At 55.1% G+C, this 23057-nt stretch carries 21 protein-coding genes, 1 pseudogene and 1 other annotated feature; of the genes and pseudogenes, 7 read left to right on the top strand and 15 right to left on the bottom strand.

What is annotated here, in order from left to right; all coding sequences use genetic code 11:
* Positions 1-19 precede the first annotated feature (19 nt).
* The gene (gene ribF, locus M8013_RS04695) at positions 20-958 is read right to left on the bottom strand and encodes a bifunctional riboflavin kinase/FAD synthetase (protein ID WP_271266649.1); all 939 of its coding nucleotides are present in this window, start codon (positions 956-958) and stop codon (positions 20-22) included.
* A 7-nt stretch (positions 959-965) separates the two neighbouring features.
* Positions 966-1184, bottom strand: a pseudogene (locus tag M8013_RS04690) (DUF2575 domain-containing protein).
* Between the two features lie 101 nt (positions 1185-1285).
* On the opposite strand from M8013_RS04690, the gene rpsT reads away from it, so the two are divergent.
* Complete coding sequence (gene rpsT, locus M8013_RS04685; protein ID WP_271266648.1) at positions 1286-1549, top strand: 30S ribosomal protein S20; 264 nt, start codon at positions 1286-1288, stop codon at positions 1547-1549.
* A gap of 58 nt (positions 1550-1607) precedes the next feature.
* On the opposite strand, the gene nhaR is transcribed toward rpsT, so the two are convergent.
* The 4 genes from nhaR to dnaK form a co-directional block, all read right to left on the bottom strand.
* Positions 1608-2507 (bottom strand): transcriptional activator NhaR, encoded by a 900-nt coding sequence (gene nhaR, locus M8013_RS04680; protein ID WP_271266647.1) that lies wholly within the window; start codon positions 2505-2507, stop codon positions 1608-1610.
* Between the two features lie 58 nt (positions 2508-2565).
* Positions 2566-3741 carry a Na+/H+ antiporter NhaA gene (gene nhaA, locus M8013_RS04675; protein WP_271266646.1) on the bottom strand — a complete coding sequence of 392 codons (1176 nt, stop codon included), beginning with the start codon at positions 3739-3741 and terminating at the stop codon, positions 2566-2568.
* A gap of 170 nt (positions 3742-3911) precedes the next feature.
* Positions 3912-5051 carry a molecular chaperone DnaJ gene (gene dnaJ / locus M8013_RS04670; protein WP_271266645.1) on the bottom strand — a complete coding sequence of 380 codons (1140 nt, stop codon included), beginning with the start codon at positions 5049-5051 and terminating at the stop codon, positions 3912-3914.
* Between the two features lie 86 nt (positions 5052-5137).
* A complete protein-coding gene (gene dnaK, locus M8013_RS04665) occupies positions 5138-7057 on the bottom strand; it encodes a molecular chaperone DnaK (protein WP_271266644.1) in 1920 nt (639 codons plus the stop codon).
* Positions 7058-7354: 297 nt separating this feature from the next.
* On the opposite strand from dnaK, the gene satP reads away from it, so the two are divergent.
* The 4 genes from satP to M8013_RS04645 all read left to right on the top strand — a co-directional run bounded on the left by satP (position 7355) and on the right by M8013_RS04645 (position 11160).
* Positions 7355-7924, top strand: coding sequence for an acetate uptake transporter (gene satP, locus M8013_RS04660; RefSeq protein ID WP_271266643.1), 570 nt, complete (start codon positions 7355-7357; stop codon positions 7922-7924).
* A gap of 233 nt (positions 7925-8157) precedes the next feature.
* On the top strand, positions 8158-9231 hold the full coding sequence (locus M8013_RS04655; protein ID WP_271266642.1) for a FecCD family ABC transporter permease: 1074 nt from the start codon (positions 8158-8160) through the stop codon (positions 9229-9231).
* Positions 9228-10004 carry an ABC transporter ATP-binding protein gene (locus M8013_RS04650; RefSeq protein ID WP_271266641.1) on the top strand — a complete coding sequence of 259 codons (777 nt, stop codon included), beginning with the start codon at positions 9228-9230 and terminating at the stop codon, positions 10002-10004. The genes M8013_RS04655 and M8013_RS04650 overlap by 4 nt, the downstream gene beginning before the upstream one ends.
* A 19-nt stretch (positions 10005-10023) precedes the next feature.
* A complete protein-coding gene (locus M8013_RS04645) occupies positions 10024-11160 on the top strand; it encodes an ABC transporter substrate-binding protein (RefSeq protein WP_271266640.1) in 1137 nt (378 codons plus the stop codon).
* A gap of 25 nt (positions 11161-11185) precedes the next feature.
* On the opposite strand, the gene M8013_RS04640 is transcribed toward M8013_RS04645, so the two are convergent.
* The 3 genes from M8013_RS04640 to tal form a co-directional block, all read right to left on the bottom strand.
* Positions 11186-12475 carry an MFS transporter gene (locus M8013_RS04640; protein ID WP_271266639.1) on the bottom strand — a complete coding sequence of 430 codons (1290 nt, stop codon included), beginning with the start codon at positions 12473-12475 and terminating at the stop codon, positions 11186-11188.
* 122 nt (positions 12476-12597) lie between these two features.
* Complete coding sequence (gene mog / locus M8013_RS04635; protein WP_271266638.1) at positions 12598-13185, bottom strand: molybdopterin adenylyltransferase; 588 nt, start codon at positions 13183-13185, stop codon at positions 12598-12600.
* A gap of 114 nt (positions 13186-13299) precedes the next feature.
* Positions 13300-14253: a transaldolase gene (gene tal, locus M8013_RS04630; RefSeq protein WP_271266637.1), complete on the bottom strand. Its 954-nt coding sequence runs from the start codon at positions 14251-14253 to the stop codon at positions 13300-13302.
* Between the two features lie 260 nt (positions 14254-14513).
* Between tal and M8013_RS04625 the strand changes: the two genes are divergently transcribed.
* Both M8013_RS04625 and yaaA read left to right on the top strand, forming a co-directional pair.
* Positions 14514-15944, top strand: coding sequence for an alanine/glycine:cation symporter family protein (locus M8013_RS04625; RefSeq protein WP_271266636.1), 1431 nt, complete (start codon positions 14514-14516; stop codon positions 15942-15944).
* Positions 15945-16010: 66 nt separating this feature from the next.
* Entirely contained in the window at positions 16011-16784 is a 774-nt protein-coding gene (yaaA, locus tag M8013_RS04620; RefSeq protein ID WP_271266635.1) for a peroxide stress protein YaaA, read from the top strand.
* A gap of 22 nt (positions 16785-16806) precedes the next feature.
* On the opposite strand, the gene M8013_RS04615 is transcribed toward yaaA, so the two are convergent.
* From M8013_RS04615 to M8013_RS04590, 6 genes are all read right to left on the bottom strand, one after another.
* Positions 16807-17094: a DUF2502 domain-containing protein gene (locus tag M8013_RS04615; protein ID WP_271266634.1), complete on the bottom strand. Its 288-nt coding sequence runs from the start codon at positions 17092-17094 to the stop codon at positions 16807-16809.
* Positions 17095-17313: 219 nt separating this feature from the next.
* Positions 17314-18600, bottom strand: a complete 1287-nt coding sequence (thrC, locus tag M8013_RS04610; RefSeq protein WP_271266633.1) for a threonine synthase — start codon at positions 18598-18600, stop codon at positions 17314-17316.
* Positions 18601-18603: 3 nt separating this feature from the next.
* A complete protein-coding gene (gene thrB, locus M8013_RS04605) occupies positions 18604-19533 on the bottom strand; it encodes a homoserine kinase (RefSeq protein ID WP_271266632.1) in 930 nt (309 codons plus the stop codon).
* Between the two features lies 1 nt (position 19534).
* Positions 19535-21997, bottom strand: coding sequence for a bifunctional aspartate kinase/homoserine dehydrogenase I (gene thrA, locus M8013_RS04600; RefSeq protein ID WP_271266631.1), 2463 nt, complete (start codon positions 21995-21997; stop codon positions 19535-19537).
* Between the two features lie 25 nt (positions 21998-22022).
* Positions 22023-22140 (bottom strand) — a sequence feature (Thr leader region).
* A complete protein-coding gene (gene thrL / locus M8013_RS04595; protein ID WP_271266736.1) occupies positions 22079-22147 on the bottom strand; it encodes a thr operon leader peptide in 69 nt (22 codons plus the stop codon). (Overlaps the previous feature by 62 nt.)
* 213 nt (positions 22148-22360) lie before the next feature.
* Positions 22361-23047: a tRNA/rRNA methyltransferase gene (locus M8013_RS04590; RefSeq protein ID WP_271266630.1), complete on the bottom strand. Its 687-nt coding sequence runs from the start codon at positions 23045-23047 to the stop codon at positions 22361-22363.
* Positions 23048-23057 lie beyond the last annotated feature (10 nt).

The following is a 23057-nucleotide window of genomic DNA, read 5'->3' as shown; positions in this document are numbered from 1 at the left end:
CGTATTTAGATCTCAGGCATTAAGCCGGATTTGATAGCCCAAAAAGTTCACGGGCTGTTAATTCATCTCTCGCGATTTGTGCTTTCAGTTCATCGAGCGAGGCGAATCGCTGTTCATTGCGTATTTTTTTACGCAGGATTACATCTATATGGCGACCGTATAGGTCCATTACAACGTCCAGCAAATGCACTTCAAGCTGCTGGCGTACGCCGGCAACTGTTGGACGGGTACCAATGTTGGCCACGCCCGGCAGGGGCTTATCACCCAGCCCCGTCACTTCTACCGCAAAGACCCCTTTTACCGGGGAGACCTGACGACGCAGCGGTAAGTTCGCCGTAGGGAAACCAATCGTGCGGCCCAGCTCATCACCATGCACCACGCGCCCGGAAATAGAGAATGGGCGCCCGAGCAAACTCTCGGCGACGTCCAGATTATCGTCGGCCAGCGCCTGACGAACGGCCGTACTGCTGACGCGCACCCCGCCCTCGCAAAAGGTCTGCGTGCTGGTGACGTCAAAGCCGTACTCCAGGCCGGCTTTCTGTAATAGCAAGAAATCCCCCTGGCGACCAGCGCCAAAGCGGAAATCATCACCCACGGCCAGGAACTGCACCCCGAGGCGTTCGACTAACAGATCGCCGACAAAATTTTGTGCCGTCAGCGCGGCAAAGCGTCGATCAAAACGGACGCACAGGACATAGTCCACGCCGCACTGCGCCAGGTAGCGTACCTTTTCACGCAGGCGGGTCAGCCGCGCGGGGGCCTTTTCGCTGGTAAATAGCTCAAGCGGCTGTGGTTCGAAAATCATCACCACCACCGGCAGACCACGTTCCTGCCCTTCTTCACGCAATCGCTGCAACAGCGCCTGATGCCCACGATGCACACCGTCGAAATTACCAATAGTCAGCACACACCCGTGCGGGGCCTGACTGAGATTATGTATGCCGCGTATCAGCTTCATGACTGGCTCAAAACAGTGAAAATCGTGAAAGTATACCTTGTACAGCGATGAACGTTAACCGGCGATTGTTGCCGCAAAACAGAAAGCCGTAATGATTTCATCGTGGTTACCTTTCACAGCGAAAAAATCTGGGCACTGATGACTATTTTTGTGTCGAAAAGCTGTATTCAGGGGAGACAAGCTGGTAGAATCCTGCGCCATCACTACGTAACGTAGCGTCGCTAATTAACGGCGCTTATTTGCACAAATCCATTGACAATAGAAGGTAGAGAGGGCATATTCCTCGGCCTTTGAATTGTCCACATAGATCATATTTGGGAGTTGGACTTGGCTAATATCAAATCAGCTAAGAAACGTGCCGTTCAGTCTGAAAAGGCTCGTAAGCACAACGCAAGCCGTCGCTCTATGATGCGTACTTTCATCAAGAAAGTATACGCAGCAATCGAAGCTGGCGACAAAGCTGCAGCGCAGAACGCATTTAACGAAATGCAACCAATCGTGGACCGTCAGGCTTCTAAAGGTCTGATCCACAAAAACAAAGCAGCGCGTCATAAAGCAAACCTGACCGCGCAGATCAGCAAACTGGCTTAATCGCCACTTGTTGTTGCTTGTTTTAAAGAACCCGCTTAACGCGGGTTTTTTTATGCCTTCAAAACGTGGGTGGGGTAAATAGCGCGGAGTAATCCCGATTACAGATACGCTGCACCGCCGGATGCTGAATCATTCTTGCAGCAAAAATCGCGTGGTACTCTTCCATCACGTTCTCGACCCGGCCGATCTCGGTAATTTTTTCATCGGCATACAAATCCTTTGCATACAGCGTCGGCGCGACAAAAATGGCGTTATGCGCCTCGCCAAACGCCTTCATCAGCGCCGCATCATCAAACTCACCCAGAATTTCAACGTTCAGTCCCTGCGAGTTAAACCAGTTCAGCAGCTTGCGGCCTAGCATCGAACGCCGCCCAGGCACCAGTAAACGGCGCTCTTCCAGGCAGGCGGGAAACGGTTTTTCTGGCGGTGGGTTACTGCACCAGAAACTGACGCCGCACTCGCCAATTTTCACCGAGAACAGCCCTTCCTGCTGCGTTGAATCGATCGGGCAGTCGGAGATAATCATGTCCAGCTTATGCTGACTCAACTGCTCCAGCAGCATCTCGTGAGTTGATTCGAAACAGCGCAGGTGGATCTGCTCATCTTCCACCACGGCAGCATCGAGCACGCCGCTCACCAGCCGTTTTGACAGCGCATCCGCCACGCCCACATCAAAGAGCAGGTTCGACTCTTTGCGATAGTTAACAATATCGAGCATTTCCTGGCTCAGCGTGAACATCTTATCCGCGTAGCGAAACACCAGCTCACCCAGCTCACTCGGTTCAATCCCGCGTCCTTTGCGCTTGAATAATTTACCCTGCAGGCGCTCTTCCAGCGCTTTGATCTGTCCGGTGATCGTCTGGGGCGTCAGGAAGAGTGCTTCTGCAGCACCGACCACTGAGCCCTCTTTATAGACATGCCAGAAGTAATAGAGATGGTTGTAGTTAAGATGGGACATATCATTCTCACTCCTTGATCGTAATGCCGGGAGGAACTCCTGTCCTCCCGGCGTCCTGTCAGGCCGGGTGCACTTGACCCGACAATTTCATCTTCAGTAAGGTATAGCCGATCACCGCCGCCAGTAGCGAACCGGTTAAAATACCCAGTTTAGCCCAGACGATCAGCTCCGGAGCATGCGGGCCAAACGCCAGCGTCGAGATAAAAATCGACATGGTAAAACCAATGCCACACAGCACGCCGACCGCCATGATCTGCCGCCATGTGGTACCGTGCGGCAACGATGCCAGCTTAAATTTCAGCGCCAGCCAGCAGAAGAGGCTAATCCCCAGCGGCTTGCCAATAAACAGCCCGGCGATGATACCCAACGGCAGCATCGATGTCAGGCCCTCCAGGGTCACCCCTTCAAGCGACACCCCGGCATTGGCGAACGCAAACAGCGGCAGGATCATATAGGCCACCCACGGATGCAGAACATGCTCGAGCTGCTTAGCCGGTGATTTACCGTCCTGCGGCTTCAACGGCACAAAGAAGCCGATAATCACGCCAGCCAGAGTGGCATGCACGCCTGATTTCAGTACCGCTGTCCACAGAATCACCCCAACCAGCACATAAATGCCAATCCGACGTACGTTGCACATGTTCAGGATCGCCAGCATGGCGATAGCGGCTGCCGCCACGCCCAGTGAAAGCACTGACAGCTCGCTGGTGTAGAACAGGGCGATAATCACAATCGCACCCAGGTCATCAATGATCGCCAGCGCCATCAGGAAGATTTTCAGCGCCATCGGCACGCGGTTGCCCAGCAGCGCCAGTACCCCCAGCGCAAAGGCGATATCCGTTGCCGCCGGGATCGCCCAGCCGTGACGGGCAACAGGATCCTGATAGTTAAAGGCCAGATAAAGAAGCGCCGGAACCACCATCCCGCCGATGGCGGCAATGACCGGGAAAGCCGCTCTCTGGCGGCTGGCAAGCGACCCCTGAACCAGCTCACGTTTGACTTCCAGCCCCACCAGCAGGAAAAAGACCGCCATCAGCGCATCGTTGATCCACAGCAGCATGTTCTTGTTGATTTCCAACACGCCGACCCGTAGCTCTACAGGGGTTTCCAGAAACGCATGGTACAGGTCACGGGTGGTGCCGAGGTTAGCCAGCAGCATGGCAAAGGCCGCAGCCAGAATAAGAATGATGCCGCCGGAGGCTTCACTTTTGAAAAAACGGTGCAGAAGTTTCACTTTTACTTTCTCTCTCTAGATCAATCCCTCGTTAAAACCATCATACTCGCGGTTATTCATCGGTAAAAGCAGGTTAATATTGAGTATATACTCAGTTTTTACGAACTATTTTTTCACAAAGAAAAAGCCCGGAATCGCTTCCGGGCTTGAAGATAAAACACGGCTAAAAATTAGCGGGTTAAATCATCGAAGAATTTTTTCACGCCATCAAAGAAGCTTTTCGAGCGCGGGCTGTTATTTTCACCCGTCGGGCCACCGAAGCTTTCCTGCAGCTCTTTGAGCAGTTGCTTCTGCTTGTCATTCAGACCAACCGGGGTTTCTACCACCACGCGACACAACAGATCACCCTGCGCACCGCCGCGTACCGATTTAACGCCTTTGCCACGCATACGGAACAGCTTACCGGTTTGAGTTTCACCCGGTACTTTCAGGTTTACGCGACCATCCAGCGTCGGCACTTCAATTTCGCCGCCCATCGCCGCCATCGCAAAGTTGATCGGCACTTCGCAGTACAGGTTGTTGCCTTCACGCTCAAAAATCGCGTGCTGTTTCACCTGAACCTGAACGTACAGATCGCCTGCCGGAGCGCCATGCTCGCCCGCTTCGCCTTCACCGGTCAGACGAATACGATCGCCGGTATCCACGCCCGCCGGGATCTTAACGGACAGGGTTTTGGTCTTCTCAACGCGACCGTGTCCGTGGCACTTGTTGCACGGATCTTTGATCAGCGTACCGCGACCCTGGCAGTGCGGACAGCCCTGTTGTACTGCAAAAAAGCCCTGACGCATCTGCACCTGGCCGGAGCCGTGACAGGTTGGACAGGTCTGCGGTTTGGTGCCGACTTTCGCGCCGCTGCCGTGGCAAACATCACATCCTTCCAGCGTCGGAATACGGATCTCTTTCGTCACGCCACGTACGGCTTCTTCCAGCGACAGGTCCATGTTGTAACGCAGGTCTGCGCCACGAGATGCACGCTGGCGACCACGGCCACCGCCGAAGATATCGCCGAATACGTCACCAAAGATATCGTTGAAATCAGCTCCGCCGCCGCCACCGAAGCCACCGCCGCCGCCCATCCCGCCTTGTTCAAACGCGGCATGACCATACTGATCGTATGCCGCACGTTTCTGGGCATCGGTCAGGATCTCGTAGGCTTCTTTGATCTCTTTAAATTTGGCTTCGGCCTCTTTATCACCCTGGTTACGGTCCGGGTGGAATTTCATGGCCAGCCGCTTATAGGCCTTTTTGATTTCACGCTCTTCCGCTGTTTTGGAAACGCCTAAAATCTCGTAATAATCAAGCTTTGCCATCTTGTTTTATCTGCCCCTAACATGCGTGCACGGGCGGAGAGGAAACCTCTTCGCCCGTGCCAGTGTTTTACCCGTTCAAAGGGCGATTATTTTTTGTCTTTCACTTCTTCAAACTCTGCGTCGACAACATCGTCATCTTTCGCGTTGTTCGCAGAAGCGTCAGCACCCGCGCCAGCTTGCTGCTGAGCGTGTTGCTGCTGGGCGATTTCCATCAGCTTCTCGGAAACCTGTGCCAGTTCCTGCATTTTGGCTTCGATATCTGCTTTGTCTTCGCCTTTCAGAGACGTTTCCAGCGCGCTCAGTGCAGACTCGATAGCGGTTTTGTCGTCTGCTGGCAGTTTGTCGCCCGCTTCTTCAACCTGCTTACGGGTGCTGTGCAGCAGATGGTCGCCCTGGTTACGGGTCTGAACCAGCTCTTCGAACTTACGGTCAGATTCCGCGTTGGCTTCCGCTTCGCGCACCATCTTCTGGATCTCTTCTTCGTTCAGACCAGAAGAGGCCTTGATGGTGATCTTCTGCTCTTTACCGCTGTTTTTGTCTTTCGCGGAAACGTGCAGAATACCGTCAGCATCGATGTCGAAGGTCACTTCGATCTGCGGCATACCGCGCGGCGCCGGGCTGATACCATCCAGGTTAAACTGACCCAGATCTTTGTTATCCGCAGCACGTTTACGCTCACCCTGCAGCACATGGATGGTTACCGCAGACTGGTTGTCTTCAGCGGTAGAGAACACCTGGCTGTGCTTGGTCGGGATAGTGGTGTTTTTGCTGATCAGCGCAGTCATCACGCCGCCCATGGTTTCGATACCCAGCGACAGCGGGGTCACGTCCAGCAGCAGTACGTCTTTCACTTCACCACTCAGTACACCACCCTGGACCGCAGCGCCGATAGCCACAGCTTCGTCCGGGTTAACGTCTTTACGCGGCTCTTTACCAAAGAATTCAGCTACTTTCTTCTGAACCATTGGCATACGCGTCTGACCACCGACCAGGATAACGTCCTGGATTTCGGATACGGACAGACCTGCGTCCTGCAGAGCAACTTTCAGCGGCTCGATAGAACGGTTAACCAGGTCTTCTACCAGGCTTTCCAGTTTCGCGCGAGTCACTTTAATGTTCATGTGTTTCGGACCGGTCGCGTCTGCAGTGATGTACGGCAGGTTCACGTCGGTCTGCTGCGCAGAAGAGAGCTCGATTTTCGCTTTTTCTGCGGCTTCTTTCAGGCGCTGCATTGCCAGCGGGTCGTTACGCAGGTCAATGCCCTGATCTTTCTTAAACTCGTCAACGAGGTAGTTGATCATACGGCTGTCGAAATCTTCACCACCCAGGTGGGTATCACCGTTGGTTGCCAGAACTTCGAAGGTTTTTTCGCCGTCAACTTCGTCGATTTCGATAATAGAGATATCGAAAGTACCGCCACCAAGGTCGTATACCGCGATAGTACGGTTGCCGACTTCTTTATCCAGACCGTAAGCCAGCGCAGCGGCAGTCGGTTCGTTGATGATACGTTTGACTTCCAGACCTGCGATACGGCCCGCGTCTTTGGTTGCCTGACGCTGAGCATCGTTAAAGTATGCCGGTACGGTGATAACCGCTTCAGTTACCGGTTCGCCCAGGTAATCTTCAGCCGTTTTCTTCATTTTTTTCAGCACTTCAGCAGAGATCTGCGGCGGTGCCATTTTCTGACCTTTAACATCAATCCACGCATCACCGTTATCAGCACCGATGATTTTGTACGGCATGATGGCTTCATCACGCTGCACTTCTTCGTCCTGGAAGCGGCGGCCAATCAGGCGTTTAATCGCAAACAGGGTGTTTTGCGGGTTTGTCACTGCCTGACGTTTAGCCGGCTGACCAACCAGAGTTTCACCATCCTGGGTATAAGCAATGATAGAAGGCGTGGTGCGATCGCCCTCGGCGTTCTCCAGCACACGTGCAGTAGTGCCGTCCATAATCGCTACACAAGAGTTGGTAGTACCCAGGTCGATACCAATAATTTTACCCATCTAAACGTCTCCACTAAAAATTCGGTCATACATGTGGTTGTGAACCAGTAATAAGGGCAGATGATGCTTTTTCAACTGTCCCTGATTTGCTTTTTTTCAGGTTCACTCACTGCGGTTGACTACAAGATGGGGTCGCAACGGCATCCATCAAGGGGGGAGGATAAAAAAATTTTTAATTTCACCCTGCTCAGATCATAGACGCCGTCGCCTGCGCTGATTATCATGCCGCGCCCCGCCAGGGAGAATTGGCGAGGGTCACACCATTTCACCATATTAATGATGATTTTTTGAGGAATTATGGGCAACACTAAGTTGGCTAATCCGGCTCCGCTGGGTCTGATGGGTTTCGGCATGACTACCATTCTGCTGAACCTGCATAACATTGGGGTTTTCCCGATGGATGGCGTTATCCTGGCGATGGGCATTTTCTACGGCGGCATCGCGCAAATCTTCGCAGGGCTGCTGGAATATAAGAAAGGCAATACCTTCGGTTTAACCGCGTTTACCTCGTACGGCTCCTTCTGGCTGACGCTGGTCGCTATTCTGCTGCTGCCAAAAATGGGGCTGGCAGATGCTGCGAACGCACAATTCATGGGCGTGTATCTGGGTCTGTGGGGCGTCTTCACCCTGTTCATGTTCTTCGGCACACTGGTCGGTAACCGTGCGCTGCAGTTCGTGTTCCTGAGCCTGACCGTGCTGTTTGCTCTGCTGTCTGTTGGCCATCTGGTCGATAACGGTGAAGGCATCATTCACGTTGCTGGCTGGATTGGCCTGGTCTGCGGCGCGAGCGCCATTTACCTGGCAATGGGCGAAGTGCTGAACGAACAGTTCGGCCGTACCGTTCTGCCGATTGGTGAAAAGCACTAATCCCCCTTTCGTGCCCGCGCTGCGGGCACGAAATCCCCGCTGATTCGATTAGTTTTTCGCCAGAAGCCAAACAATCCGTCAATGAAACCGTCTTAACCCCCGCATTGTATTGATAAGCATTATCACTTGAAATATCGTCCCCAGGTGTCTCCTGGATAGCGGATATCATGCAGCACTCTCATCAGGAACGGATGGGGATACCACGATTTTATTGTGTTGCATAAGGGTATCCAATGAATTCCAGTCTTACCGCCAGCCATCGCTCAGGCGAATCCTCCGTTGCGTTACATTACCGTAAGGTCCTCGTCAGGCGCTTTGCACTGGCAGCGGTACTCTTCGCACTCATTATTTGCTCGCTGATCCTCGACTTCACGATTGGCCCGTCCGGCATCTCCGTTTCCACGCTCTGGCACACCTTAGTGAATGCGGGTGCCGCAGATGCGGGCACGCGGGTCATCGTCTGGGATTTGCGTCTGCCCTTTGCCTTGATGGCTATCGCCGTCGGCATGGCGCTGGGGCTGGCCGGAGCAGAGATGCAGACCATCCTGAATAACCCCCTTGCCAGCCCGTTTACGCTTGGCGTCTCTTCCGCCGCCTCCTTTGGTGCGGCGCTGGCCATCGTGCTTGGCTTAGGGATCCCCGGTATTGCCGATAAGTGGTTTATTCCCGCAAATGCCTTTGTCTTCGCCCTACTGGCCTGTTTTATTCTTGATGGCATCAGCCGCTGGACACGTGTGGCGACCTCGGGCGTGGTGTTGTTTGGTATCGCGCTGGTGTTTACCTTTAATGCATTGATTTCCATTCTGCAGTTTGTCGCCAGCGAAGATACTCTGCAGGGGCTGGTGTTCTGGACAATGGGAAGCCTGGCCAGAGCCTCCTGGGATAAGCTCGCGATCCTCGGCGTAGCGCTGGTGATTATCGTGCCGCTGTCGCTAAAAAATGCCTGGAAGCTGACGGCGTTGCGCCTGGGTGAAGATCGCGCCGTCAGTTTTGGCATCAACGTGAAGAAGCTGCGCCTTACTGCCCTGCTGCGCATCAGCATTATCTCTGCACTCACGGTCGCCTTTGTCGGGCCGGTCGGTTTTATCGGCCTGGTTGCACCGCATATCTCACGCATGATGTTTGGCGAGGATCATCGCTTTTACCTGCCAGGCAGCATGCTGATTGGCGCACTGGTGCTCTCTCTGGCGTCGGTGCTCTCCAAGAACATTGTGCCCGGCGTCATCATTCCCGTCGGTATTGTCACCTCGCTGGTGGGTGTGCCGTTTTTCCTCAGCATCATTATTCGTCATCGGGGGAACGTATGACCGACGGCCTGCGCATCCACGATTTACAGACGGGTTACCGTAAGAAAAAAATCATTAATGGGCTGACTACCCCACTGCTGCCTCGCGGAGACATCACCGCGCTGCTTGGGCCAAACGGCTCGGGCAAATCCACGTTGCTGCGCGCGCTGGCGGACCTAAACCCCGCGCAGGGAGAACTGCTGCTGAATGGCGAAGACCTGATGACATTGCCTTCAGCAACACGCGCACAAAAGGTGGTGTATCTGCCGCAATCCCTGCCGCAGGGTGTACATCTGCACGCGCTGGAATCGGTGATTGTCGCCCGACGGGCCAGCGGCAGTGCTTATGGGCACAACGTCGAGCAGGAGGCGTACGCCATTCTTGAGAAGCTGGGTGTCGCCCATCTGGCGATGAGCTTTCTCGATCAACTTTCCGGCGGACAAAAGCAGCTGATTGGCCTGGCGCAATCGCTGATCCGCGAGCCCGATCTGCTGCTGCTGGACGAGCCCCTGAGCGCCCTCGACCTTAACTATCAGTTCCATGTTATGGATATCGTCGCCCGTGAAACGCGGCTGCGTAACATCGTTACCGTGGTGGTGATCCATGACATCAACATCGCGCTACGCCATGCCCAGTATGCGCTGATGCTGAAAGGCGGCGAGCTGATTGCCAGCGGTTTACCGGGTGAGGTGGTCTCCCCCACCAGCCTGGCGACGGTGTATGGCGTGGACGGCAGGGTTGAATACTGTTCCCGTGGCTTACCGCATGTGGTGGTCGACGGGGTAATACCATAAGAAAAAAGACGGGGAAAACATGACGTTGAAGAAAATCATCGCGGCCGCCAGTGGGCTGGCACTGTTACTTTCACCTTTACTCGCGCAGGCGCAAGTCTGGCCGGTGACAGTGAAAGATCTTGATAACCGCACGGTCACGATTGAACACGAACCGCAGCGCATTATTCTGCAGGACGGGCGCGACATTTTTGCCCTCGCCTTGCTGGAACGCGATAACCCGTTTGCCAAAGTGGTGGCGTGGAACAACCTGCCGAAGAAACAGGACAGCGAAACCTGGAATCTGCTGAAGCGTAAATGGCCAGAAGCGGAAAAGATCCTCGATATGAAGTTTTCCGACCAGGGGAACGTGGATCTGGAAACGGTTATCTCGCGTCAGCCCGACCTGATGATCGCCCAGCTGCGCGCAAAGCCCTCGCTGGTGCAGACTGGCGTACTGGCACAGCTCGAAGCCTTGCACATCCCGGTGGTGTTTGTTGACTACGAACTGCACCCGGTCGAGAACACCCTGCCAAGTATTGCCCTGCTGGGTAAGGTAATGGGTCAAAGCGAACGCGCGCAGGCCTATATCGATTTCTATCAGCAGCGCCTGGATAGGATCCACCAGCGTCTGGCAACGGCCAGCAAAAAACCGCTGGTCTTTATCGAGCCGATTGCCGGTGTCGGCGGGCTGGATAACGGCTGCTGCTTCACCCATGCACGTAACGGCTGGGGCGGGCTGGTAGAAGCCGCCGGCGGCACCAACATTGGCTCGCAGCTGCTGCCAGGCGCAACCGGGAATGTGTCGGTCGAGAAGATAATCTCCCTGAATCCTGATTACTACCTGATGACCGGTTCAAAACGTCCAGGCAAAGGCACGGCGATTATCCCGTTTGGCTATAACGTACCGGAAAACGATGTCAGCGCAGCGTTCAATGCCCTGATGGCACGCCAGGGCGTGGCCAGCATTCCGGCGGTGGCACAAGGTCACACGGGGGCGCTCTATCACCACTTCTATAACAACCCGTACAACATCGTCGCCGTTGAGACACTGAGCAAAATTTTCTACCCAACGCTGTTTAACGATGTGGATCCGCTGGCGGATTACCACACCATTATAAAAGACTTTACCCATATTCCGGATGACAACATCATCCTGAGCTATACCCCTTCTCACTAACAATGTGCCGGGTGGTGGCTTCGCCCTACCCGGCCAGAACCGGGGCTTCAACCGGCTTTTGACGCAGCCAGACTCCGAGCCCCAATCCCATCAGCGACAGCGCCAGCACGTACCAGGCAGGTGCCATCGGCGACACGCCCATCATCAGCGTAACCACGATCGGCGTTAATCCACCAAAGATGGCGTACGAGACGTTATAGGAGAAGGAGATGCCGGTGAAACGCACTTCTGGCGGGAAGGCCCGCACCATCACGTAAGGCACCGCACCCACCACGCCCACGCACAGCCCAACCGTGCCGTACAGCAGGAATAGCTGCTCAGGATGGCTGCCCGCCAGGTGGTAAAACGCCCAGCTCGACCCCGCCAGCAGCAGGCTGCCAATAATAAATGTCAGGCTCGAACCCATGCGATCCACCGCCAGCCCGGCAATCAAACAGCCAAAGCACAGCATGATGGTGGCAATGCTGTTCGCCTGCAGCGTCACCGCCGGGGCAAAGCCATACTGTTTTTGCAACCAGACCGGCGACATCAGGATCACCACCACAATGCCCGCCGAAAGCAGCCAGGTCAGCAGCATCGACACCACGACCGCCTTTTTATGCCGCACCACCACCGCTTTGACCGGCAGCTCCTGCGCCAGCGCCTTGCGCTGCTGCATCTCGAGGAAGACTGGCGTTTCCTGCAGCCAGCGGCGCAGGTACATCGCCACCAGGCCAAAAGCCCCACCCAGCAGGAACGGAATACGCCAGCCCCAGTCGAGTACTTCCTGTGGTGTCATACTGGTATTGATAAGCGTCGCCACTACCGAACCCAGCAAAATCCCTACCGTCAGCCCGGCAGTCAGCGTACCGCAGGCGATACCGATCCGGCGTGCCGGAACATGTTCCGCGACAAAGACCCAGGCACCGGGCACTTCACCGCCAATCGCCGCGCCCTGCAGAATACGCATCAACAAGAGCAATACTGGGGCAATAATTCCCATTGAGGCATAGGTTGGCAGCAAGCCAATTGCCAGCGTTGGCACCGCCATCAGCAGGATACTGAGAGTGAACATCTTTTTGCGTCCCACCAGATCGCCAAAGTGGGCCATCACAATCCCGCCCAGCGGGCGCGCCAGATACCCGGCAGCAAAGATGCCAAAGGTCTGCACCTGACGCAGCCATTCGGGAATATCCGCCGGGAAGAATAACGCGCCGACGACGGTGGCGAAAAAGACGAAGATGATGAAGTCATAAAACTCCAGCGCGCCACCGAGTGCGGCAAGCGTGAGCGTTTTATAATCCTGACGATTGAGAGGCCGGGTATTTTGTGACATAGCGAACCAGTTGACCTGTGTTGTTGATTATTATTTACAGCGATCGTAAAGAAAAAATTACTATACCGTAAATCAATCAGCACGCCACAGACCCTGCAGCTTATGTCACATAATTGTTAATTTCAGGAGATTGTTTCACGCCGTGCACTTTTAGGACGAAAAGCTGCTACCACCTGCGGATCGGTTTCCACGTAGGGTCCCTCCAGCAGTTGTACACAATACGGTACACTGGCGAAGATACCCGCCACAACCACCTTCCCGTCGTCCCCTTTCACCCCTTCGAGGGTCTCTTTAATCGACTTCGGCTGGCCTGGCAAATTGAGGATCAACGCCTGCTTGCGGATCACCCCCACCTGACGTGAAAGGATCGCCGTCGGGACAAAGTGCAGGCTAATCTGGCGCATCTGTTCACCGAAACCGGGCATCTGACGATCGGCAATCGCCAGGGTCGCATCCGGGGTAACATCACGACGCGCCGGACCCGTACCGCCGGTGGTCAGCACCAGATGGCAGCTCATTTCATCAACCAGTTCACACAGGGTTTGCTCGATAACGGCCTGTTCATCAGGGATCAAGCGGGTGAGCACTTCAAAAGGGGTGGTCAGGGCCGCGGCCAGCCACGCTTCCAGAGCGGGAATGCCTTTGTCTTCATAGACACCGCTCGAGGCGCGGTCAGAGACGGAAACTAAGCCGATGCGTAAGGTATTCATATCCATTCCATTTAAATAATGCAGATAACGGAATGATACACGCAGAGAGGAATTACAGACAGGATCCGAAAGAAGTAGCAAACGTGGCCGGGAGCCCGGCCACGCTATAAATGATTACAGCAGATCGCCGATCATTTTTTCCAGTTTTTCCTGGTCAACAGCAAACTTACGGATACCGTCCGCCAGTTTGTCTACTGCCATTGGATCCTGGTTGTGCTGCCACAGGAATTCAGCTTCTGTGATGCGCTCAGGACGGGCTTTCACTTCACCGCTGAAGCTCAGTTTACGCTCGATCGCGCCTTCGCTTTCTGCCAGTTCTTTCAGCAGGGCAGGTGCGATGGTCAGGCGGTCACAGCCAGCCAGTTCCAGGATTTCGCCCAGGTTACGGAAGCTTGCGCCCATCACCACGGTTTCATAGCCATGCTGTTTGTAGTATTCGTAGATTTCGGTCACGGAAACTACGCCTGGATCTTCAGCCGGTGCGTACTCTTTCTTATCCGTGTTGGTTTTGTACCAGTCCAGAATACGGCCCACGAACGGAGAAATCAGGAACACGCCCGCTTCTGCACATGCACGCGCCTGCGCGAAGGAGAACAGCAGCGTCAGGTTACAGTTGATGCCTTCTTTTTCCAGCTGCTCAGCAGCACGGATGCCCTGCCAGGTGGAAGCCAGTTTGATCAGAATGCGATCGTTGCTGATGCCCGCATCGTTGTACAGCTTGATCAGGTGCTTGGCTTTCGCGATGGACGCTTCGGTGTCGTAGGACAGACGCGCATCAACTTCGGTAGAGATACGACCCGGAACCAGTTTCAGAATTTCCAGACCGATGTTAACAGCCAGTTTATCCGACGCATCAATCACCTGCTGAGCGCGGTCGCTGCTCTGGGTTTTTGCCCATGCAATAGCGTCATCAATCAGTTTGCGGTATTCAGGGATCTGCGCAGCGTTAAGGATCAGAGAAGGGTTCGTTGTGGCATCCTGCGGCTGGTACAACTTCATTGCCGCGATATCTCCGGTGTCAGCGACAACAGTCGTGAACTGACGAAGGGAGGTTAATTTATCCGTCATGATAGTGTTTCTCTTTAACTTGCCCTGGATAATTCGCGTTACCAGCGTGATGCCAGAAACGGAAAAATGACAGGTGAACTGTTAGGGGGATGTAACCGGTCTGCCCTGATGATAACACGCCGGAAGGTCAGCGCAACCGCAGACAGTGCCCTGGGCGATAGTGTGATAAACTTGGCCTATTAACCGCATGTTAATTAGCTGTTTACTCAATCATTCGTTGCGATTACCTATGCACTTCGGCATCAACAAGAGGGACGTTAATGCCTGATTTTCTGTCGTTTATTAACGAAATCCTGTGGGGTTCGGTGATGATTTACCTGCTATTCGCCGCAGGTATCTGGTTCACTTTTCGCAGCCGTTTTATTCAGTTTCGTTCAATTCCTCAGCTTGGCAAAAATCTGAAAAACAGCCTGTCTCCCCAGCCGGGCGGCTTAACTTCGTTCCAGGCGCTGTGCACCAGCCTTGCGGCCCGCGTCGGCAGCGGAAATCTGGCCGGGGTGGCGCTGGCGATCGCGGCAGGCGGCCCGGGGGCGATCTTCTGGATGTGGGTCACCGCCATCATCGGTATGGCGACCTCATTTGCGGAGTGTTCGCTGGCCCAGCTCTATAAAGAACCGGATAAGCAGGGGCAGTTTCGCGGCGGCCCGGCCTGGTATATGGCCCGCGGCCTCGGCATGCGCTGGATGGGGGTGTTGTTTTCGGTCTTTCTGCTTATCGCCTACGGCGTGATCTTCAATACCGTCCAGGCTAACTCGGTCGCCCACGCGCTGCGTTTTGCCTTTGACCTCCCGGAGATCGTGACCGGCAGCGTGCTGGCGATCGGCACGTTGGTGGTGATCCTGACCGGGATACGCGGCGTTGCCCGCCTGATGCAATGGATGGTGCCGGTGATGGCGCTGCTGTGGGTTGTAGCCAGCCTGATCGTCTGCGTCTGGCATGCAGACCAACTACCGGCAGTCTTTGCCATGATTTTCAAAAGCGCCTTTGGCTGGCGCGAAGCTGCCGCTGGTGCGCTGGGCTATACCCTCAGCCAGGCCCTGACGGCAGGGTTCCAGCGCGGTATGTTTTCCAACGAAGCAGGAATGGGTTCTACCCCGAATGCCGCGGCGGCGGCGGCCTCCTGGCCGCCCCACCCTGCTGCCCAGGGCGTAGTGCAGATGATTGGCGTCTTTGTTGATACCATTATTATTTGTACCGCCAGCGCGATGATCGTGCTGCTTGCCGGGCCGCTTGGGAACCCGGGTAATGTTTCCGGTATTCAGTTGGTTCAGCAGGCGCTGGTGAACCTGACGGGCGCCTGGGGCGCGGGATTCGTCGCGATTATCCTCATTTTGTTTGCGTTCAGTTCGATCGTGGTAAATTACATTTACGCCGAAAATAACCTGATCTTTTTACACCCTGATGCCCGCAAATCCCGCTGGCTGTTGCGGGGAAGCGTGGTGACGATGGTACTGATCGGATCGCTGCTCAGCCTGCCGCTGGTCTGGCAACTGGCGGATATCATTATGGCGCTGATGGCGATAACCAATCTGATGGCCATCCTGCTGCTTTCGCCGGTGGTCAGCCTGCTGGGCCAGGACTATCTCCGCCAGCGAAAGCTGGGTATCCAGCCGGTTTTCGATGCGTCACGCTATCCCGAAATCGCCTCCCAGCTTGCGCCGGGCGCATGGGATGATTTGCCGCGTCAATAACAGTCATCGATCAATCCAGGCGGTTTTTTTGTTAAAGTCGCCTTAAATCTCCTGCAAGGACTGGATATGCTGATTCTGATTTCACCTGCTAAAACGCTCGACTACCAGAGCCCGCTTGCCACTGAGCGCTATACCCAGCCTGAACTGCTGGATCATTCCCAGCACTTGATCCGCGAGGCGCGTAAGCTGTCGGCGCCGCAAATTGCCAAACTGATGAGCATCAGCGACAAACTGGCCGATTTGAACGCCACCCGCTTCCACGACTGGCAGCCGGACTTTACCCCGTCTAACGCCCGTCAGGCTCTGCTGGCCTTTAAAGGCGATGTCTACACTGGCCTGCGGGCAGAATCTTTCAGCGAAGCGGATTTTGATTTTGCCCAGCAGCACCTGCGCATGCTGTCAGGTTTGTACGGTGTTCTGCGTCCGTTGGATCTGATGCAACCCTACCGTCTGGAGATGGGGATCCGTCTGGAGAATGCCAAAGGCAAAGACCTGTATCAGTTTTGGGGTGAGGTCATCACTAACAAGCTGAATGATGCCCTGAAAGCGCAGGGCGATAACGTCGTTATCAACCTGGCGTCCGACGAGTACTACAAATCCGTGAAGCCGAAAAAGCTGGATGCCGAGATCATCAAACCGGTATTTCTCGATGAGAAAAACGGTAAGTTCAAAGTGATCAGCTTCTACGCCAAAAAAGCGCGCGGACTGATGAGCCGTTACATCATTGAAAATCGTCTGACCAAAGCCGATCAGTTGACGGCGTTTAACAGCGAAGGCTATTTCTTTGACGCAAACGCGTCAGGGAAAGGTGAACTGGTGTTTAAACGCCACGAGCAGTAATGTCCCCGTTGCACGATGCTGATTAATGATGCTTCCGATCCGGCCCCGGACGGTGGTCATCGTGACGATCGTGGTGGTGATTATCATGACGATCGTCATGCGGGCGCCAGCGGTTATCCCGCCACTCATAGTGTGATTTCCACCAGTCGTTGTCACGCCAGTGGCCGCCATCCCAGTGATGCCCGCGGTTGTCCCGATCGCCAATCTGCAGCTTGACCGCCGGTACCAGCGTAATTTCAGCGGCCTGCACCGCCATCGTAGCCACCAGCATCAGCGAAAGCGCCAGAAGCGCAGGTTTCAATGTAGACATAGGTTTCTCCTTTCATTCTTGCCCGATGTGGGCCGATGGGAGGAGATTACGTGAGGGGGCGTGGGGATGTTATTCTCTGCAATCCTAATCTGTAAGTGACCGCATTTATTGGGAATTTCTGCTTTTTCTCTGCTATTTTTCTCCTTATTTTCTCCATAAAAAAGCCGGGTGGCGGCTTCGCCTTACCCGGCATACGTGAGGAAAACGTACAACAAATAATTACCCGCGGGTCATCATCAGCTTACGCAGCGCGGCAAAATCCGCTGGCAGGTTGTGCGACAGTAGCGGCAGATCGGCGCGGTCGGCCAGCGCTTTTGGCAGCGGCAGGGATTCGCCGAGGATTTCATCGACACTCTCTTTAAACTTCGCCGGATGGGCGGTGCCAAGGAACAAGCCATATTCGCCTGGGTTCAGCTGATCGCGCAGGGCGCGATACGCCACAGCAGCATGTGGCTCAGAGGTGTAGCCCACCGCCTTCAGCTCGCGCATGGTCTGTTTGGTGGTTTCGTCAGTGATCGCGGCATAGCCCAGCTCATTGAGACGCCAGATTTTACGGCGGAACAGCTCTTCTACGCGCGGCCAGTTGTTAGGCTGTGACACATCCATCGCGTTGGACAAGGTTGCCTGAGTGGTATTTGGCGTCCATTTGCCCTCTTTCAGGAAACGCGGCACCGTGTCATTGGCATTGGTGGCAGCGATAAAACGCTTCACCGGCAGGCCGAGAGACTTCGCCAGCAGGCCCGCCGTCAGGTCACCAAAGTTGCCGCTTGGCACCGAGATCACCAGCTGGTTGCGCGCTTCCTGTGGCAGCTGCGCCACCGCTTCGAAGTAGTAGCAAATCTGCGCCAGCAGACGGCTGATGTTGATGGAGTTGGCAGAGTTAAGACCCAGGGCCTCTTTCAGCTCTTCGTCATCGAACGCCTGCTTAACCAGCGCCTGACAGGCATCGAAGTCGCCGTCGATGGCGACAGTTTCAATGTTCCCGCCGAGCGTACAGAACAGTTTTTCCTGCAGCGGGCTGATTTTGCCCTGCGGATAGAGGATCACCACACGCACGTTTTTCAGGCCGTAGAAGGCATGCGCGACCGCCGCACCGGTATCACCGGAGGTTGCAGTCAGGATGGTGACCGGTTTGTCGCCGCTGATGTGGGTCAGCATTTGCGCCATGAAGCGGCCGCCAAAATCTTTAAACGCCAGCGTCGGGCCGTGGAACAGCTCAAGGCAGCCGACGTCCGGCTCAATCTGGCTTACCGGTGCCGGGAAGGCAAACGCCGCGCGCACGCGCTCTTCCAGCTGCGCCTGCGGAATTTCGTCGCCGATAAAGGCGGAGAGGATTTTGGTGCTGCGGCTGACGAAGTCCTGCTTCAGCATTTCGTCAATTTCAGTCAGGCCAAATTCCGGCAGCTCGTGCGGGAAGAACAGACCCTGATTTTTACCCAGCCCCTGAGTCAACGCCTGCGCGAAGCTGACCTGCTCGTTATGATCTTTCAGATTGTAGAGTTTCATCGTTTATCCCAGTACTCGTGCGCCCGCCGTATCCAGACGGCAAATATGAACAAAGCCTTCCTGATTTTGCAGGTAATTTTTTTCCAGCCAGGCCGCGACTCGCTCAGCCGTATCCGGCTTATCGCACAGCGCAAACAGCGTCGGGCCAGAGCCGGAAATACCGCAGGCCAGCGCGCCGATATCCAGCGCGGCGCTGCGCGCTTCATTGAAGCCCGGCAGCAATTTGGTGCGGTACGGTTCAGCAATCACGTCTTTCATCAGTTTTGCCGCAAGCCCGGGTTGACGGGTGTAGCAGGCATGAATAAAGCCCGCCAGATGGCGACCGTGTGCAATACAGTCCTGACGACGATATTGTGCAGGCAGGATCGCACGCGCTTCAGCGGTAGAGACTTTAATGCCTGGGTACGCCAGCACCCATAGCCACTCGTCAAAGCCCGGCACCTGCTGGCTGATGATGCCGTTCTCTTCGATCATCAGCTGCATACCGCCGAGGAAACAGGGGGCGACGTTATCGTAATGGATGCTGCCGGAGATCCGCCCTTCCAGCTCGCCCATCAAGGCCAGCAGACGGGTATTATTCAGCGGCTTGCCACAATACTCATTCATCGCCACCAGGCCAGCCACCACCGAACAAGCGCTGGAACCTAATCCGGAACCAATCGGCATGCTCTTTTCCAGGGTCATGGCGACCGGCACGTTCTTACCGATCTCCTGACAAAAACGCTCCCAGCACTGATAAACAATATTCTCACGCGGCTCTGTTGGCAGATTGATGGCGAAGCGCCCGACGTTGGTTAAACTAAAATGCTCCGCCGCCTCTACCGTCACCGTATCACCCAGCGATGACCCATCCACCGGCGTCACCGCCGCGCCCAGCACATCAAATCCGACGCTCATATTGGCGCTGGAAGCCGGGGCATAAACTTTCACCATGTTAAACTCCTAACTTCCATGACAGGGTACGCAGCAGATCGGCAAACACGCCCGCCGCCGTCACATCGTTCCCTGCGCCATAGCCGCGAAGCACCAGCGGCAGTGGCTGATAATAGTGGCTGTAAAACGCCAGTGCGTTTTCACCATTTTTCACTTTGAACAGCGGATCGTTACCGTCGACTTCCGCCACCTTCACGCGGCAAACACCGTCTTCTTCGATGTTGCCAACATAGCGCAATACCTTCCCTTCATCACGGGCTTTTGCGACACGGGCCGCGAAGCGATCGTCCAGTTGGGGCAGATTCGCCATAAAGGTGCTCACATCGCCAGAATCATCGAAACTGTCCGGCAGAACCGGTTCGATAACGATATCCGCCAGCTCCAGCTCGCGACCCGTTTCACGGGCGAGGATCAGCAGCTTCCGCGCCACATCGGTACCGGAGAGATCGTCACGCGGATCGGGCTCGGTATAGCCCAGCTCACGCGCCACTTTCGTCGCCTCCGACAGGCTCATGCCTTCGTCGAGCTTACCGAAGATAAAGGACAGCGAACCCGACAGGATGCCGGAAAAACGCTGCAGTTCATCACCGGCGTTGAGCAGGTTTTGCAGGTTTTCGATAACCGGCAGCCCCGCGCCAACGTTGGTGTCGTAGAGGAATTTACGTCGCGATTTGGCCGCCGCATGGCGCATCTGATGGTAGTAATCCATCGACGAGGTGTTGGCCTTTTTGTTGGGCGTGACCACGTGGAAGCCTTCACGCAGGAAGTCGGCGTACTGATCGGCCACTGCCTGGTGTGACGTACAGTCAACAATCACCGGGTTCAGCAGATGGTACTCTTTCACCAGACGGATCAGGCGACCCAGGTTAAACGGCTCTTTCGCCTCCGCCATCTCTGCCTGCCAGTTATCCAGGTTTAACCCGTGAACATTGGTCAACAGCGCTTTTGAGTTGGCGATACCGCACACGCGCAGATCGATATGCTTTTTCTTGAGCCACGCCTGCTGACGCTTAAGCTGTTCCAGTAAGGCACCACCGACACCGCCGACGCCAATCAGGAACACTTCAATCACCTGGTCGGTATTGAATAACATCTGGTGAGTCACGCGTACGCCGGTGGTGGCGTCATCGTTAGCCACCACCACAGAAATTGAGCGCTCGGAAGAGCCCTGCGCAATCGCCACAATGTTGATGTTGGCCCGAGCCAGCGCCGCAAAGAACTTCGCGGAGATACCGCGCAGGGTGCGCATGCCATCCCCGACCACAGAGATAATCGCCAGATGCTCCTGAATGGCCAGTTGCTCCAGTAACTCCTCTTTTAACTCAAGGTAAAACTCCTCTTCCAGTGCACGGCGCGCGCGCAGGCAGTCAGCCTGCGGGACACAGAAGCTGATACTGTATTCGGAGGAGGACTGGGTGATCAGCACCACGGAAATGCCGTTGCGCGACATCGCCGCAAACACGCGCGCCGCCATGCCGACCATGCCCTTCATGCCCGGACCGGAGACGTTGAACATCGCCATGTTGTTAAGATTAGAAATGCCTTTTACCGGCAGACCGTCTTCGTCATTACTGGCACCAATCAGCGTGCCCGGTGCCTGCGGATTACCGGTATTTTTAATCAGGCACGGGATCTGGAACTGGGCAATCGGAGCGATGGTGCGCGGGTGGAGCACTTTGGCACCGAAATAAGACAGCTCCATCGCTTCCTGATAGGACATCGACTTCAGCAGTCGCGCATCCGGTACCTGACGCGGGTCACAGGTATACACACCGTCGACATCGGTCCAGATTTCACAGCAGTCGGCGCGCAGGCAAGCAGCCAGCACCGCGGCAGAATAGTCAGAGCCGTTACGGCCCAGAACAACCAGTTCGCCTTTGTCGTTTCCGGCGGTGAAACCGGCCATCAGGATCATATGGTCGGCTGGAATTTTACCTGCGGCGATGCGGCGGGTGGATTCGGTGATATCAACGGTCGATTCGAGGTAATGACCTACGGCGAGCAGTTTTTCAACCGGATCGATAACCGTGACGTGGTGGCCGCGCGCTTCCAGCAGGCCCGCCATAATGGCGATCGAGAGCTTTTCACCGCGGCAGATCAGTGCCGCGTTAATGCTGTCCGGGCATTGCCCCAACAGGCTGATACCGTGCAGAACGTGTTTAATCTGCGCAAATTCTTGCTCAACATACGCTTTCAGCTGCGCGTGGGGGAAGCCTGGTTGGGCATCGGCCAGTCCCTGCAGCAGGGCGGTAAAAATATGTTCGGCATCGCTGATGTTCGGCAGCGCATCCTGCCCCCCGATGGTTTTCTCAATCATCGCCACCAGGTGGTTGGTAATTTTAGCCGGGGCAGACAGCACCGTTGCAACCTGCCCCTGCCTGGCATTGCTTTCCAGGATATCGGCAACACGCAGAAAACGTTCTGCATTTGCCACTGATGTACCGCCGAACTTCAACACTCGCATGGTTGTTTCCTCGTAATCTTTAGTCGAAAAAAAAGCCCGCACTGTTCAGGTGCGGGCTTTTTCTTTTCTTTCCTGTACGCGTCAGCCCGCACCGTTACCTGTGGTAATGATGATGGTTGTAGTAATAATGGTGATGCTGATGCGTTTCATGGATGTTGTGTACTCTGTAATTATTATCTGTCTGTCCTGTATACCTCTATTGGTTAAAGCATCCGCAGGGCTAAGTCAATTTATTTCTAATTTCAGTGCCCTTCGTCGCATTTTCACGTCTCGCTGCCTGCGTTTTTATTTCTCACCAGATCAGACCGGGTGCACCGCATTTTTACGGAATATTTAACCATAACAAAAAACGATGACAGAACTTTACTCTGCAAGTTTTTTTTCGATATCGTGCAGTAACCGGTGCAACATTGCGGTGTCTCGCTGCGCTAAAAGACCCAGCCGTTGCTGCAGCCAGTCCACCATTTTCTGATCGTCGGCGACATTCAGCGACGCCAGGAGGCGATCGGTTCGCGCCCGCAATGCAGTGAGTTGATTCTCATCCACCCCGGCAGCGGGCTGAGCAGGGATTTGCATTAAGGACGCTAATTGATAGCAATACACCATCACCGCCTGGCCTAAATTCAGTGATGGATAATCAGCCACCATCGGTACGCCGGTTAGCACGTCGGCAAGCGCCAGTTCATCGTTAGTCAGACCGGAATCTTCACGGCCAAAAACCAGCGCGATTTTTGGCAACCACTGACTCTTTTCGGCCAGCAGCGGTACCAGTTCAGCGGGTGTTGCATAGTAATGAAACTTCGAGCGCCCACGGGCGGTGGTAGCAACGGTAAAGGAAGCATCATGCAATGCATCAGCGAGTGTTGCATAAGTGGTTAAATTATCGAGAATATCTCCCGAACCATGCGCGACGCGGCGTGCCGCAGGATCGCAATGCGCATCACTGGCGACGATTCGCAAATCGGTAAACCCCATGGTCTTCATCGCCCGCGCCGCAGCGCCAACATTTTCTGCTCTTGCGGGGGAAACCAGTACGATAGACAGATCCATTTATGCTCTC

Source organism: Silvania confinis, assembly GCF_025564085.1.
GTDB classification, from domain to species: Bacteria; Pseudomonadota; Gammaproteobacteria; order Enterobacterales; family Enterobacteriaceae; genus Enterobacter; species Enterobacter confinis.
Note: the sequence above shows the minus strand (reverse complement) of the source record. Positions and strands in the feature narration are given on the sequence as shown.

What these genes read in the sequence shown, in the direction of transcription:
- M8013_RS04615 (WP_271266634.1), bottom strand. Translation starts at nt 17,094, where the DNA reads ATGTCTACATTGAAACCTGCGCTTCTGGCGCTTTCGCTGATGCTGGTG.
- M8013_RS04640 (WP_271266639.1), bottom strand. Translation starts at nt 12,475, where the DNA reads ATGTCACAAAATACCCGGCCTCTCAATCGTCAGGATTATAAAACGCTC.
- tal (WP_271266637.1), bottom strand. Translation starts at nt 14,253, where the DNA reads ATGACGGATAAATTAACCTCCCTTCGTCAGTTCACGACTGTTGTCGCT.
- satP (WP_271266643.1), top strand. Translation starts at nt 7,355, where the DNA reads ATGGGCAACACTAAGTTGGCTAATCCGGCTCCGCTGGGTCTGATGGGT.
- M8013_RS04655 (WP_271266642.1), top strand. Translation starts at nt 8,158, where the DNA reads ATGAATTCCAGTCTTACCGCCAGCCATCGCTCAGGCGAATCCTCCGTT.
- dnaJ (WP_271266645.1), bottom strand. Translation starts at nt 5,051, where the DNA reads ATGGCAAAGCTTGATTATTACGAGATTTTAGGCGTTTCCAAAACAGCG.
- M8013_RS04590 (WP_271266630.1), bottom strand. Translation starts at nt 23,047, where the DNA reads ATGGATCTGTCTATCGTACTGGTTTCCCCCGCAAGAGCAGAAAATGTT.
- ribF (WP_271266649.1), bottom strand. Translation starts at nt 958, where the DNA reads ATGAAGCTGATACGCGGCATACATAATCTCAGTCAGGCCCCGCACGGG.
- yaaA (WP_271266635.1), top strand. Translation starts at nt 16,011, where the DNA reads ATGCTGATTCTGATTTCACCTGCTAAAACGCTCGACTACCAGAGCCCG.
- mog (WP_271266638.1), bottom strand. Translation starts at nt 13,185, where the DNA reads ATGAATACCTTACGCATCGGCTTAGTTTCCGTCTCTGACCGCGCCTCG.
- thrC (WP_271266633.1), bottom strand. Translation starts at nt 18,600, where the DNA reads ATGAAACTCTACAATCTGAAAGATCATAACGAGCAGGTCAGCTTCGCG.
- M8013_RS04650 (WP_271266641.1), top strand. Translation starts at nt 9,228, where the DNA reads ATGACCGACGGCCTGCGCATCCACGATTTACAGACGGGTTACCGTAAG.
- M8013_RS04645 (WP_271266640.1), top strand. Translation starts at nt 10,024, where the DNA reads ATGACGTTGAAGAAAATCATCGCGGCCGCCAGTGGGCTGGCACTGTTA.
- M8013_RS04625 (WP_271266636.1), top strand. Translation starts at nt 14,514, where the DNA reads ATGCCTGATTTTCTGTCGTTTATTAACGAAATCCTGTGGGGTTCGGTG.
- nhaR (WP_271266647.1), bottom strand. Translation starts at nt 2,507, where the DNA reads ATGTCCCATCTTAACTACAACCATCTCTATTACTTCTGGCATGTCTAT.
- thrA (WP_271266631.1), bottom strand. Translation starts at nt 21,997, where the DNA reads ATGCGAGTGTTGAAGTTCGGCGGTACATCAGTGGCAAATGCAGAACGT.
- dnaK (WP_271266644.1), bottom strand. Translation starts at nt 7,057, where the DNA reads ATGGGTAAAATTATTGGTATCGACCTGGGTACTACCAACTCTTGTGTA.
- thrB (WP_271266632.1), bottom strand. Translation starts at nt 19,533, where the DNA reads ATGGTGAAAGTTTATGCCCCGGCTTCCAGCGCCAATATGAGCGTCGGA.